This is a genomic window from Pseudobutyrivibrio sp. OR37 (assembly GCF_900113655.1).
In the GTDB taxonomy this organism is placed as follows: Bacteria; Bacillota; Clostridia; order Lachnospirales; family Lachnospiraceae; genus Pseudobutyrivibrio.
The window spans coordinates 40,077-55,444 of record NZ_FOQF01000021.1; the positions used below are offsets into that span (position 1 = coordinate 40,077).

Sequence of the window (15,368 nt, forward strand, 5' to 3'; positions counted from 1 at the left end):
GGCACTCCTTACAATATCTCGTCATTGAATCGCTCTATTGGGTTTGGCAGATTCATGGATTTTAGCTGTTCTGTGATTTCATCGTAAAAGGTGTTGCAGATGAAAATTGCTGTGTCCTTTGGGAGGGCTTTAAGGGCTTCGGGGGATTTGATCTGAAGTCCAAAAGCTTCACTTCCCCATAGGCTGCTATTGTTGTCGCAGGTAAATGCAGGTGGATAATCTGCCCCGAAATTCTCCATATAAACACGGCACATATTTCCTGCACCAAAGAGCACTCTACTATCGTATTTACGAATCGTCCTCTCAAGGGTGATTTGCCAATCTATATAATCCATTAATGTCTTTGTGTAATTCACATAGGCAGGCTTAAGCGGGCTTGGTACTTCCCAGTACTTTTTGTACCTGTCAATCAGGATACGTCCGTCGAATTCGCATTTACGAAGTGACAATATCAAATCCTTCAGATTATCTTGCTCGCTCATGTCCACTATATCAATCAAGGCAGCCCACTGGTCAATTAACTCAGATAATCGCTGTCCCAAATCATTCACTACTTCTGTATTAAGAACCATTCCAAAATGCTCACCGCCAGCCTTTTCATTTAGTAAATCAATAAATTCCACAAATTGGTATTTATCTGAAAGAATGCCTCTATAAATGTTGCCATTATAAAGAGTTGGCTGGTTTGGAATTAAAATCTTAACATCCGATTTAAGAGCGTACGGAATCAATGATTCATAAAATAGCTTTGCCTCTTCATCAGTCATTGGTTTTTTAACATCCACGAAGTAAGGATTCACTATAATAGCTTTGCACCCCAATACCTTAGCCACATCAAATGACTGGAAAAACAATTCCTCAAGCCTTGCCTTAGGATAAAGCTTTAGCTCATATGCAAATGATGGTGCCTTTGCCACCTCCACATCTATGCCATCGGCTTTGCATTGATTAACAAATCCTTCGCAAAGATAGCGTATATCCTCTTCACCTTCAAGGACCTCCTCGGTCTTAAAAGCGTCGAAATCCAGCAGGAAATTGTTAAACCCAGCCTGCCTGTGTTCCTTATATGAGTTAGATATTTTTTCTGTAAAACATGTGCCTGTAGAAATCGTTCTCATTATTTTTCCTCTTCCTGTGATGAATCTCTAAGCTGGCCCTTTAGCATGGTGGAGCTGATTTCTTCTGTGTATGGGAAGAATACCAGGTCACTGCCTTGCTGATGCAACCACTCCCTCACTGCCAGCCAATTTGGGTCATCCGCATAATCACTGCCTGAAAACTGCGCATCAAATCTGTAGGTGCGATAAGCATATTCTGTGCCGGCGTTATCTGCAGGAATCGTCACCGCCTCATCCACATATCTGCAGCCTTGCACTATGGCATAGCGCTGCTCAAATGGAATCATAGGCCTGGTCTTTTTATTGTGCATAATCTGCTCATCTGTAACTACGCCCACAATCAGATAATCACACTGTTCCTTAGCGCGGCGCAGCAGATTCAAATGGCCGATGTGGAACATATCAAACACCCCTGCAACATAGCCGATGTGGTATTTTTTCGCTGGCTTTCCTTCTGTGGCCTGAGCCACATGCTTAAGCGGCCTTGGATAATCTAGCCTTGGGTCAAATACAGCGATATTAGGAACAGCCATATCTTTGAGCTGCGAAAGCACATCATCATAAAACTTAATGCAGATGAAAACCTTGTAACCTTCAGTTTCATTTACCAAAGTCTCTGGCGAGCATATTGGAATGCCCTCTACATCAGTGCCCCATTTACTCGCATTGTTGTCGATACAAGCAACGATTTTGTACTCATTTCGGAATTTTTCTATAAACTTTTTCGCATAATCACCGGAACCGAAAAGATAGATTTTCTTGCCCTCTACATCCTTGAAAATATCAGTGAATAACTTTTCATACTGGTCCTGAGTGTAGTCCATCCTAAAACGATTGTTAACGATAGTATTGTAATCCGCTCTGACCTTTCTATTGTAGGCAACCAGCTCCTGGTCATTAATGAAATCGATAAGATTTTTGCTAACCTGCAGCCTGAATATTTCAGCGTTTGTTTTTAGATTAAAATAATCCAGCACCTCATCCATTGGAAGTAGCCGATAGCCCTCTGGCCAGTATGCGTATACCACCTCTATTAGCCTTAAGAATATGGCGTTTGCAGGAATCTGTGGCACATAAAATTCTTGGTCAAAAAATACCGGACCATCATCTGTCATAAAGCAGTTGATTGGCGCCAAATCCAGGTAGCCTCGCTCCAGGATGATTCCTATGGCTGCCTTGTCCTCAGCGGTGCCGTTTGCTAAATCCCGCCATTTGTATAGCTCTGGATCGTCTGACTTTCGTTTCTGCCAGTATGGATCGAACTTGGTCCAGTCCACTTCATCGTATGGTAGTTGGCGGGATGAGTTTTCGATTATAGTTTTGAATTTGGCAAGCTCTGTTAAAAAGGCTTTTTTGCCCTTTTGTGTAAGGGTGTTTCTCAGGTATTCTGTGAGAATCTGTCCCTTTATGAATGGGGTTTCGTAACCTGCTTCTGTTAGCTTGCCTTCTATCACTGGAACGCCGTATTCCCTAAGATAGCTTGCATTGGCGTCGATTTTTTGAAGAGCAGTAGCCCCCGCTGGATACATATTTTTCTTTACTACTTTATTCGTATATACGATAGTTGCCAGGGCAGATTGTGGACTGCGGCCTGTCTGTACAGTGATTTCCAGGATATCGTCTAAATTTTTTGTTTGGTCTGTTTTGCCCCCTGCCTGTGATTTGGTGCAAATATACAAATATCCATCTGCCATTTGATGCAGCAAATCGTTTTTCATAAAATCATCATACAGATTGTTTTTATTAAGATATAATGTCTCGGGAGAATTGTACATTCCCTGGATTCTTGCGTCGAACCGCTCATTAGGCTTTTCGCCGTATCGCACCATAATCTGAGGTCTGAATATACTTGGGAAAACGCTAAATACTTTGGTGTCTTTCAGTCCTACTGCTGCAAGCATCTCGTCAATCTCCACCTTAGAATAGCTATGGCCGCCTATTTCCTTCATTCTCTTTTCGCTTATCTGTGCATAGTTATCAATGCCATCTAACACATGACCTGTTGTTACATCCTTATCCCCAAGGAATTGCCCCAGATTAAAGCGGTTAAACGTGGCCAAGAAAAACATACCATCATCCTTCAGATTGGCCGCCGCAGCAGCCATCAGCTTGCCTGGCTCTATAGTACTTTCCAATCCTGCTGCAATCACCACATAATCATATCCACCGCTGACCTCTTCAAGACGCGGGATATCCACAACCTCCGCCTGCATTCCCACATCCTCGAATACAGAAAAAAGCACCTCAAAGGCAGGGAAGTTCCCTGTAATTAAAAGTGCTTTACTATCTTTTTTGAAATTGTACCAGCTGATCAGCCCCCGCGCCAAATCACGTACTGAATCTGTTGTGTTCATACTCGCTCCCGCATATACCATATTAATCATAAACTCTTTTATAATTCAAAATCCCCATAATCTATTATATATTCAGCAAAAAATGGCAATGCCAACGATACTGCTCTTGTCTTACTCTTGATTATTCCTTTTTTTAACAAACGAGAACGATATACTGAATAATTAGTTGGCTTATCTAATTTTTCTATTATATCTTCCCTAGTATTTTCATCTTTATCAATAAGACATTTGCAAAAGATTCGATCACCTTCAGACATCTCTTCCCAAATCTTTTCATAAGAATATGCAAACAATTCTTCTTTTAAATCTGAAATAATCCTATCTAATTTCTCTAGCTTACTATTCTTAAAATATAGAACTCCCAGTTCTTGAAAGGCATATGGATATCCTTTTGTTAATCTTACAAGATCTTTGGCAGTATCTAAATCGATTTTTAATTCACGCCTGTAGGTTTCTACCATCTTTACAGCATTCAACGGTTCTGTTTTTATAGTTGTTGCACGTCTGAAGAAAGTAAGATTTTTCACATTGTATAATTGTTCTATGTTTTCATAGAGACCTGTGCAAACCAAATAAATGTTATAACCTGCACGTAACCATTTGGAGAATTCCAGTGCAAACACTAACATTTCATCATTTTTAGAAACCTCATCTATTCCAATAAGAATTTTCTTTCCTTTTTGCGTAGCAGCTTCTAAAGCTTTTTCTATTTTTATTCCAATATCAGAATACTGTTCATCTGCCTTAGAAATATTTATTCCAACTGGAATAGATGGTACAGCTACACTTGCACTGGCTTTCAGCGTCTTAACCTGCATAAGCTTCTCTTCTATCATGTAAGTAGCCAGCTGGCTTAACATATCTCTTCCTGGAGATATTCTAAAAACGTACCATCCTTCTTTTTTTCTAAAATCTTTTTTAAACTCTTCTTCAACCTTTGCAAGAAGTACTGTTTTACCAGATCCTCTAACCCCGGTAATTTTATATACAGACTCCGATGGTCTTTCATATGAAAAATTATCTATAATTTCGCGTTCTTGTTCAGTAGAAATATATGTTTCAGGTATCTTTGAAAACGTGGTTGTAAATGGGTTCTGCATACATCCTCCCTTTAGCGTCACTTAATACAGTATCTATTTTATAATTATAGATTTCTTTTATAACGGTTTATAATTGTTACTATTCGTTAATTTTCTTTTATAATGGTTTATAATTTTGTTTTTATTTTATAAAAGCCTTTTGAGGATGTCAATGATTCTTATAGACTATACCGTATCGCATCACTTAAAAACAAAACATTATCTATTGCAAGTCTCTGCAGATTTTGGAGCATTTCATATTGATTCTCTTCTTTTACAGTGATAATAAAAATCGTATTTTCACCACAATCTTTAAACTCATCAATTTGTTTAACCGGTATACCATCTTTTTCATCTTGATTATCGGATCTGGATGTTACTGCAAATACAAGCTGTGATTTTTGAACCCCAATATTAACCAAATCATCCTTAACTTTGCTTCCAACGACGCCTGCCCCATATAAAACGATGTTTTTATATGATGCCGCTTTTGTAAGGATTGCATCTTTATACACGCTAGCATTCATCGTGCCTTGCCACAGCCTATTGTCAAAAATCTTTTTACCTGTCTTTTTATAAAATGCATCCTTATCAGCTATTATTTCTTTTGCAGTGGCTACCGCTTCATCATCCCAGATATCTGCTGAAAAATCTCCTCGAGATTCGTATATACGAAGACGGCGGGCAAGTTCGTTTAGCATGACGAACTGGTAGGCCGGTACTGCCAAATAATAGTTTTCAATAAAAATTCTAAAAGAGAGCCTAGACAAAATAGGCTCTAAAATTTGCTGATTACCTTGTGATGCAAGCCGTCCATTACAATGATCTATCTCACCACATAATTTATCTAATTTATTTTCCATTTTTACTGATGAATTTGGATTAGTTATTCTATAGTGATAATATGCTTTATCCGTAAAAAATACATTATTTGCATTTGCAAAAACTTGAAACACAAATGATACATCCTGAAATGATGCCCCTGGTGTTTCATGAAATCTAACATTATTGCTCTTTAAAAAATCAGCTTTATACAATGCGCTCCATATTGTTTGCATTAGTAAAAAAGCTTTTTGTTCTTTTATAGGATTGACGTTTTTATTTAAAGGTAACTCATTAACTAGTTCCTCAATTATTGATGATTCGTCAAAGTCCGAATAATAATAAAAATTAGACTTTACTACATCAGCACCTGATTCTTCTGCAATAGTTAATAGCTTTTCAAACATATCTGAATCAATATAATCGTCACTTTCAACTATGCCTATATATTCGCCGTTTGCTTCATCTAATCCCACATTCATGGTGTTACCATAACCTGTGTTGTACTTATCTATCAGCCTGAAACGCTCATCCAGTTTTACATACTTTTCAATAATCGACTTGCTACCATCAGTAGATCCGTCGTTTATACACAGTATTTCCATGTCTTTCAATGTCTGCAGGTGTAAAGACTTGAGGCATTGGTCTAAGTATTTTTCAACGTTGTATATCGGAACAAGTACTGATAGTTTCATAATATCCTCTCACATGTTATGGTGATTAGTATAATTATCAATCGTCAATTCAATTTCTCTCTCAATGTTATCTGCTAGAATATCTAGTGTAAAATACTTTTCATAAGTGTCTCTAGCCTTTTCTCTCATATCATCTAATTCATTTAAATGATTTATTATGTACTGAAGCTTTTTTGCTAAGGTATTAATATCACCAGCTTTATATACAAAACCATTCACACCATCTTCTATATATTCAGCTATTCCTGTCTCATCTGTAGTAATGCAAATTTTCGAATCCATCATGCCTTCAACAACTGAAAGACAAAGAGTTTCCTCATAGGAAGCACAAATTACAACATTTATTTTTTTTCTTTGAGCCACCAATTCATCTCTATTTAAAACTCCTTCTAACGATACCTGCAATTCCGAACTCTCTTTAATCTTTTTTTCATAATCATCATCTCCTATTGCACCTATAATCTTATATTCAACTTCTTTTTGATTATTTTTAAGGAGTTTTATTGCATTGATTACATCTAATTGACCTTTTGCAGGTGCCACAGTTCCAAGCGTTGCAAATACAATAGTACTTACGTCGGCTTCTTCCTTAGATGAAAGAGATTCATCATTAATGCCTACTGGGAAGATGCAGTCAATTTTCCTCTCGTAAATGCTTTCAAATACATTTTTCGCTATAGTACTTACTGCTGCAATTCTTATGTTATTGAATAAAGATGCATTATCATATCTGTAGTGTTTTTGCCTAGTGTTTTTATAAAAATAATTGTATTTATCACTGCTTTCATGTAACCACCATAACACTGGCACTCTCTTTGATAGTTCACATGCAACCCTTATCATTGGAAACACATTTACTAATGCAATATCATAATCGCAAAAAATATCAACATCGTCCTGGTTAATGTATGGTAAATGTGGACATATGATTAATCCAATTCCTGCATTTCGAAGTATTTCTATAATAGCGGAATCTGCATGTGCTACTGTAATATCTACAGAATAACCTCGTCTAGTTAAAGCTAATGAAGCGTTTACAGCTGCCATGGCACCACCATTGAAAAGCAAAGGTTCAGATATTACCAAAATCTTTTTAAAAGAATTACCTTTTGCTACAAGAATTCTTTGAAAGGCCCTTTTTGAAATACTAATATATTCTTCAAAATCTAAAATTTTACTATCATCTATACCAATATTGTGAAGTTGTTCTCTAATATTTTTATAATCTGTAGCCATTACGATTATGTAATCAAAAGCTACTTTTTTTATTTCATTAGGGTGATATACCTTTTTATCTTCAAAAGAACCTATTTCGTTTGCACGATTATCAACAAAAGCTTCTATTTTATCCGTATCAAGTAACTCTTGTTTTTTCTTTTGATAAAACTTTCCTGTTCCAAAAATTAATAATTTCATTTCTTCACCATTTTATACTATGGTTTATTAATAATTAGTTTATCAATAGATGTGTATACCTTTTCTTCATCAATACCAAATTCAACCAAAAAATTCTTTATATCTTCCGCTCCATTCTTAACAGCCACAACAATCGCCATGTAATCTAATTTATTTATTTCGGACAGAGAACTAACTGGTAATCCTTCGTTGGCAAATTTCTGGTAATTTTGGTCAACCCAGGCTATGATTTTGAAACCTTTACTTCTAAGCATTTCTGAGTATTCACGACCATATTTCCCTGCCCCATATAGAATTATTGATTTTTCGTGGCAATCAGCTTTGTCTATGTACAAATAATCTGCCTGTGCGACATTTTTTACTTTATCTAAACAAGCCTTTTCTTCATCAGTCAATCTTAGCAATGTGTAATTTAAACTATACCCATTAAAAGTCTTTTTTCCTTTTTGTATTTCTACTAACTCATCTACGCTCACACGTGGACCAAATTTTGTACCATTAATATTATTATCATCTTGTGGGATTTCTCCAAAATAATCTGCTACGCTTTTTGATGGTTTTGTGAAAAAATCTTTCATCAAAGCAACCGCAATTTCTCTAAAATATGTTGAAATCCCAAATTGGTTTTCAAAAGCAATGATTCCATTACATATCTCAATCACAGTTTCAGTAAACCTCTGAAATTGCTTCTCGATAGTTTCATTCATCTCGCGATTATCCAGAACCTCTTTATAGATATCGCCTACTTTTTCATATCCTATTGTTGCACCATGAGGTGCTCTGCAAATAGCCTCTATATAATGGAATGGCCATGTACAACTATAATATTGAAAGAACTTATCCACATAATCTAACTCATAATTTTTCACCTTAGCATAGGAAATAATATTAACGTGCATATCGCAAATTCTTGCCATATTATTCACTGTATTTCCTGTAGCTATTGTATCTACAAGAGCACTTCTTTTAGTATCTTTTATATTTTCAAATATATATCCTTTTAAATTCTCTTTTTCTTCTGCTGTTTCAGGATTCCAGGCCTTTCGAGATGAATAAAGATAGATTGTTTTTATATCCAAGCCATAAGTCTGAATGTATATGTCCGCTATATCTTTTAAAATATATCCATCTCGTGCCAAGAAGAAAAGCTGATTTATATTATTTGCTATACTTACTTCAATTACCCATTTTACGTAATCATAAAGTATAGGTGCACATATAATCCCTGCCTCTATCTCTCCGCCTTGTAACCCATTTTTTAAATAATACTTTTTACTTATTAAGTGAATTTCTCTTGTCGCTGAACTGCTAATTCTATAATAATTTCCCCAATCTAGGATTTTTTCCACATAGTCATCATTCAGATATTCTTCAGTATTTATGCCAAGCAATGAAGATCGCTGATTATCAGATATCTCATCATCACCAATATGTGTCCAATCTTTATATTCGACATTTTCAATTCTTCTTATTTTAAAATACAAATGACCTGTCGCTTTTGTTGCATTATAATCACATGAAATATAAATTGGGATGTCTAAAAAACATTTATCAAATCCTACCAATATTTCCCGAATCACTTCTTCTGGGTAGTACATATCTGAAATAAGAATCACTTTTTCTTTATTTTCTATAAGCTTTTTTATCCGCGCAATAACCCTCAAGTTTGGATGCAATACAGCTAATTCAATCTCATACTCTAATTGTTTCAACTGTTCCGAATGCTTATGTCCAATTCCTGCTATTGTTTCTAATTCATTATAAATATGGTCAATATTATATTGATATCTTCCTTCTGCTTTTAGATTTGCCATTCTTTCGGCTTCTTGCCTAATAAATGCAAATTCCCGCTTCGCTCTTCCAGGTACACTACTGTACTTCTCTGATTCATTAATAATAGATTGCACAATAAAAAAAACTTCAGCCGGATTTCTAACTGCCCTTATTAGAATTGTATTAAAAATATCAAATGAATACATATGCTCCCCACCAATTCTTTAATTGTACACAGGTCTAATGTACAATCGGCTTTTTCCAAATCATTTTATCAATATCACAGCCAATTTTTTTTAATTCTGTTATTATCTCGTTTGCTAGCTCTTCCTTTGCAACAGCAATCACAATGCAATCGTAATCAATCCCACCTATATAACTCACAGGTTCTATTTCATAATAGCCTACATCTATTTCCCTAGAATTTTCATCAACCCATGCAACAATCTCGCATTGACTATATACTCTAAATCTCTTGTAATAATCTTTGCCAACTCTTCCTGCTCCATATATAATTATTTTTTTCCCGAATAATGTCTCTATATTGGGATAGTAATACCTAAGATATGATTCATTAAAATACCTATCATTTTTCATTATGTATTCTTTTTTTCGGCCAAATAACCATTTGTATAATATATCTTTGTCGATATCTAAGGGACTATTTACTAACTCAAGAAAAACATAATTTGTGATGTAGTCATGCTGTATTCCCCTTTTCAAATCATCATCTGTTCCCCGTGATAAAGATCCATTTCTTATACGATAATGATATAGGTCTTTAGAAATTATCTTTGCACTATTTATTATAGACATCATTTTCACATAATTTGCTAAATCTTCACCTATATTTAAATCATTTGGCACTATAAAATATGTATTCATAATCATATTTCTAGAATATAGTTTTCCCCAAATAGTACTTGTTATACAAGAATAGGTGTTTTCTAACCAGGATTCTATAAGTCTTTTCTTTTCATCATTTGATAATTCCGTGTATACCTTATCCAATTGGACAATTATTTGTCTTTCTTCACATTCCTCAACAAATCCGCACTGAACCATATCAAATGAGCTAGAAACGGCTATATTCGTTAATGTTTCAACCGCATCGGCTTCTAACCAATCATCACCATCAACAAACATAATATATTCCCCTGTGCAAATATTTAAACCCATTTTACGAGTAGCAACTAAGCCTTCATTATATTTATGAATCACTATTACTCTTGAGTCTGTTTCCCTATATTCATCACATATTTCACCACTTTTATCAGTAGAGCCATCATCAACTAATATTATTTCTATATTTGCATATGTCTGGTTTATAATACTTTCTATGCAACAGGCAATATATTCTTCAATGTTATATATAGGAACTATTATAGAAACTAACGGTTTATAGTTGTGCATGAATCTCTGCCTCCAATATGGTAAAAAATTAGTTATTGATGTCATCTTTCCATATCCTTAGAAACTCTTTCATTATGTTCCTTAAATGAGCTATCCTGCCAAGAGGCTTCATAATGATGTATTGCTTTAGTAAAACTTCTATTTCTAACTCTTCTAGTTTTTGAACACATTCCATTTATCATTATTCCAGGAAAAACTGTTATACCATCAAGTATCTGGTATTCTCCGTTTGTTACAAGTCCATACTCTTTCAACACTGCTGTTTGATATATTGGACATGGCGTCAAATCATTTGAACCATCTTCTTTTATAAATTTTCTATCTTCATAATCATCTAACCAATCTTTCACAACTCTGTTGCCTTTGCAAGCTCCAAATCCTAACCCTAAAGCAACATATTCCTCATGCTCAAACGCACAAAATGCATCTTGATACAATAATTCATCCAATGATTGTATGATTTCTACATCCGTATCAAGATATATACCCCCATAATGATATATCACATCAAGCCTTGCGTAATCTGACACAAATCCCCATTTTTTTCTTTTGTACGCTTGCCTCATATAGCTATTTTTTTCAATATCATAATTCGTCTCATTCCACTCAATTATTTCGTAATCCGAACAATATTTTTTCCAACTATCTATGCACATTCTATTTAATTGTGATTTTTGATTTTTCCCAAACCAACAATAATGAATTCGTTTGGGTATTAGCATATCAGTTGATTTTTTTATTTCCAGAGGAATATTCTTGCAATAGTCAATCTCTTCCTGTTTTATCGCCTGTAGTAAAGCCAATGAATATACATCTAATTCATTTAACAACGGGGTCTCTTTTATAACTGGTAATATCTCTTCATATCTTAAATTATTTATTAATAATACGAACTTATCTTTTTTTACAATTTGCTGAGCCTCTTCTATGGAAATAACCTTTATTTCTTGATTATTTACATTTATTTTTTGCCCTTGTTTATCAGGACTGCTATCAATTATGTATTTGATTGCGCTTAAAACTAACTTACTTTCCAAAATCGTGGCAAGTTTTAAGCACATTTTCCCCGCACCATAACAAATGATTGAATAGCCCTTTTCAACTTTGTCAGATAAACTTCCTATACTCTCTACTATAAACATCCAATCCCCCATTATCTTAGATTGTATCTATCAAATGCTCTATAGCTAAAATGTATTCCTCAAATTCCTTTTTTTCAGTACTATACATATGCTTTTTTTTATCAATGCTAATTTCCCTTTCCATATATCCACAAATTGCGTCAACTGCTTCTTCATTATTATCAATCACTTTTCCACATTCATCACAAAATATCTGTCGGTCCGCAGCACCTACACGTGTAGATACTACTGGCACACCCAAGCATATTGCCTCAGATACAGCCAAACTGTACCCTTCTGATTTAGATACCATCAGCATCACCTTTGCCTGTTTCACAATAGGATAAGGGTTTTGTTGATATCCTAGAAAGAAAACACTATCTTCAATTTTATAGGTCTTGGCCAATAATTCTACTTTTTCTTTAAGAACTCCATAACCTATATAATATAATTTTGCATCGGCTTTTCGTTGGATAACTTCTTTGAATATCTCAATCGCTCTAACTGGATTCTTATTCTCATCCAAACGTCCTAAAAAAATGATTGAATTATCATCCAGTCTTATATCGCTCTTACAATTTGATTCTTTCAATATTTTTCTTGCATTAATACAGTTGTACAACTTTACTATTTTATTCTTATGTCTTGGATATAAATCTAATACAGATTTTTCCGTATTGTCACTAATTACTACAATTTTATTTACTTTTTCAAATGCTATATCCTGCAACTGTTTTTCCTCGAGCATATTATCATCGAGCAAGTTATAAATATCACCATGTATCCATGCTATGTTTTTCTTTCCTTCTGGTAATAAAAAACTTGGTTTTAAATAATTAAATGAAATGTAAATATCATAATCTTGTGGAATATACTTCTCTATCACCTTATTCCATTCATGATATACAGAATACATACGAATTTTTCTGTCAGGAGCATCTGCCAAAGTATAATAAGGATAAACTTTAACATACGCTGGAATAGCTTCTTGCTTAATTGTATCGTGAATAATCTCCATTACACCAAGCTCATATTTATTCGGGTTTAATCCATGTAGTATTGATGCCAATAGTGCTTCTGCTCCGCCACCTTTTGAAAAACAATTAATAATAAAGAATACTTTTGTCATAATCCCTAAATCCCCTTAAGATTAGCCATAAATTGTTTCATATTCTCCTCAGGACTAATCGTAGGTCTCCCCAAATCATCTCTCGCGGCTATTTTACATTTTATTTCCAAACAACACAGCCCACTGGTATTCTTAATTATTTCAAGTTTTTCTCTTAAATCATCTATCTTAGAAACCTGAAATACTTTTTCATAGCCACATGATAATGCTATCTGTGAGAATTCTTCTACATTAGCTGCTGTAGGCATACCTCCTACTGATTCATGTGCTTCGTTATTAATAATTACATGAACTAGGTTTTTAGGCTTTATTTTAGCATTTGTAAACATAGCACCCGCATGCATCAAAAAAGCACCATCTCCATCAATACACCATACTCTTTTATCTTTTCTTGTAACAGCTATACCAAGAGCAATTGAAGAAGCATGCCCCATCGAACCTACAGTAAGAAAATCACTTTCGTGTTTTTGATTCAACTGGTCCCTGATTTCAAATAGTTCTCGACTAGCTTTTCCTGTGGTACAAACTATTACATCATCTCCTATTGACTTTACTATTTCTCTAATAGCATCTTCTCTTAATAGATTATTATTATTTTTATATTCCACTTTTCTATCAGTGGTTAAACTATTCTTTTTAAATACAAATGCTACTTGCTGTCCATCTTTTAACAATGGTTCAAATGACTCCATAGCTTGAGAAATTGCTTCTACTGATGTATTTTCATCCACTATAAAATACGATACATTCATATTATCTAATAAACTAAGTGTAATTTCACCTTGAAAAGCATGCTGTGGTTCATCCTTAACACCTGGCTCTCCTCTCCACCCTATAGCAAATATTACTGGTATTCCATACACCTTTTCATTTAAAAGTGAAACTATAGGATTGACTGCATTTCCCTCCCCACTATTTTGCATATAAACAAGAGGTACTTTTCCCGTTGCCAGATAATACCCTGCTGCAATACCCACACAATTTCCTTCATTAGCCGCAATTATGTGTTTATCGTTTCCAACACCATATTCAGATATTAGGTAATTGCATAGACCTTTCAACTGTGAGTCAGGTACACCTACATAGAATTCTGTTTTTAACACATCTAAAAAATGCTTCGCATCCATCCATTTGCTCCCTAGATTTCATCTATTAAAGTAATTATATCTTTAATTGACATAAGCCTGTCATCTACTTCTTTTGCCCTATGATATTTTAAAATATCTTTTGCCGTCTGCACCATGGCTGGAAATGCACTTCGGGTAAGTTGATTAGCGTAAATAACCATGTTTACTCCATGCTCAACCAATTCATTTTCAGTAATTGTATTATATGAAGTAGGTACTACAACTATAGGCGTCTCTTTATTGACCTCTCTAAACTTGTCGCAAAACTCTAATACTTCGTTAGGCTCTTTCTTTCTGCTATGTATCATTATTCCATCAGCACCTGCATCTACATATGCATGAGCTCTCACTAAGGCATCCGTTAATCCTTTTTCAAGAACCAAGCTCTCAATACGAGCAATAATCATAAAGTCATCCGTAAGCTGAACTTTTTTTCCAGCCTTAATCTTACTGCAAAAATGTTCTATATCATCTTGCTCCTGCTTAGCTTCTACTCCAAATAAAGAATTTCGCTTAAGTCCTATCTTATCCTCAATAATAATCGCAGATACTCCCATGCGTTCTAGAGTTCTTACCGCATATACGAAATGAGCAGTTTGTCCACCTGTATCTCCATCAAAAATAATAGGCTTAGTTGTAACCTCAAGTACATCATCAATAGTTCTGAATCTAGAAGTAAGATCCACAACTTCTATATCAGGCTTACCTTTTGCTGTAGAATCACATAATGAACTAATCCACATAGCGTCAAACTGATTAATTTCTCCGTCTTTCTCTACTACAGTTTTTTCTGCAATTAGTCCTGTAATACCACTATGAACTTCGATAGTTTTAACTATAGGACACAGTCTAATGAGATTCTTTAATCTTTTTCGCCTATATTCTGGCATGCCAAGCTTTTCCTTGATTCGTGCATCAATTCTTCTTACATTATCATTATATGTATATGGAACATCAATAATTTTACCACCATACTCATTCAATCTCTTTTCTACATGGTCTCGTATAGCCTTCATTGGTCCTTGACACCAATTATCTCCATGAATGACATAATCCGGATGTAATTCATCAATCACATCATCATACATAAGATTATTCTGTTTAATGACATCAAACACCCCATCGATGTTTTTAACTAACTCTACTCTTTTTTCTTGATTCAAAATTGGAAATCTATCAAATTTAATTGCTTCTTCATCAGCTAAAACACCTATCGTAAGCTCACCATATTTAACTGCTTCATTGATAATGTTAAGATGCCCCTCATGAATCACATCTGTAACAAAGCAGGTGTATATTTTCTTCATTCTCCACCCCTTCA

General features: G+C 34.7%; 11 protein-coding genes. All 11 read right to left on the minus strand.

What is annotated here, in order from left to right; translation table 11 throughout:
• Positions 1-8 precede the first annotated feature (8 nt).
• A complete protein-coding gene (locus tag BM097_RS10690; RefSeq protein ID WP_090549258.1) occupies positions 9-1,118 on the minus strand; it encodes a hypothetical protein in 1,110 nt (369 codons plus the stop codon).
• Positions 1,118-3,472 carry an adenylyltransferase/cytidyltransferase family protein gene (locus BM097_RS16715; RefSeq protein ID WP_242944700.1) on the minus strand — a complete coding sequence of 785 codons (2,355 nt, stop codon included), beginning with the start codon at positions 3,470-3,472 and terminating at the stop codon, positions 1,118-1,120. The genes BM097_RS10690 and BM097_RS16715 overlap by 1 nt, the downstream gene beginning before the upstream one ends.
• A gap of 38 nt (positions 3,473-3,510) precedes the next feature.
• Positions 3,511-4,572, minus strand: coding sequence for a P-loop NTPase family protein (locus tag BM097_RS10700; protein ID WP_090549262.1), 1,062 nt, complete (start codon positions 4,570-4,572; stop codon positions 3,511-3,513).
• A 158-nt stretch (positions 4,573-4,730) separates the two neighbouring features.
• Positions 4,731-6,068, minus strand: coding sequence for a glycosyltransferase (locus BM097_RS10705; RefSeq protein WP_090549265.1), 1,338 nt, complete (start codon positions 6,066-6,068; stop codon positions 4,731-4,733).
• 9 nt (positions 6,069-6,077) lie between these two features.
• Positions 6,078-7,484 carry a glycosyltransferase family 4 protein gene (locus BM097_RS10710; protein ID WP_090549268.1) on the minus strand — a complete coding sequence of 469 codons (1,407 nt, stop codon included), beginning with the start codon at positions 7,482-7,484 and terminating at the stop codon, positions 6,078-6,080.
• Between the two features lie 17 nt (positions 7,485-7,501).
• Complete coding sequence (locus tag BM097_RS10715; protein WP_090549271.1) at positions 7,502-9,463, minus strand: PglD-related sugar-binding protein; 1,962 nt, start codon at positions 9,461-9,463, stop codon at positions 7,502-7,504.
• Between the two features lie 34 nt (positions 9,464-9,497).
• Entirely contained in the window at positions 9,498-10,715 is a 1,218-nt protein-coding gene (locus BM097_RS10720; RefSeq protein WP_090549275.1) for a glycosyltransferase, read from the minus strand.
• Positions 10,712-11,812, minus strand: coding sequence for a glycosyltransferase family 32 protein (locus tag BM097_RS10725; RefSeq protein WP_177197442.1), 1,101 nt, complete (start codon positions 11,810-11,812; stop codon positions 10,712-10,714). The genes BM097_RS10720 and BM097_RS10725 overlap by 4 nt, the downstream gene beginning before the upstream one ends.
• 16 nt (positions 11,813-11,828) lie before the next feature.
• Positions 11,829-12,920, minus strand: a complete 1,092-nt coding sequence (locus tag BM097_RS10730) for a glycosyltransferase (RefSeq protein ID WP_090549280.1) — start codon at positions 12,918-12,920, stop codon at positions 11,829-11,831.
• 5 nt (positions 12,921-12,925) lie between these two features.
• Positions 12,926-14,047 carry a phosphonopyruvate decarboxylase gene (gene aepY / locus BM097_RS10735; protein ID WP_090549283.1) on the minus strand — a complete coding sequence of 374 codons (1,122 nt, stop codon included), beginning with the start codon at positions 14,045-14,047 and terminating at the stop codon, positions 12,926-12,928.
• Between the two features lie 11 nt (positions 14,048-14,058).
• Positions 14,059-15,354 (minus strand): phosphoenolpyruvate mutase, encoded by a 1,296-nt coding sequence (aepX, locus tag BM097_RS10740; protein WP_090549286.1) that lies wholly within the window; start codon positions 15,352-15,354, stop codon positions 14,059-14,061.
• Positions 15,355-15,368: the final 14 nt, after the last annotated feature.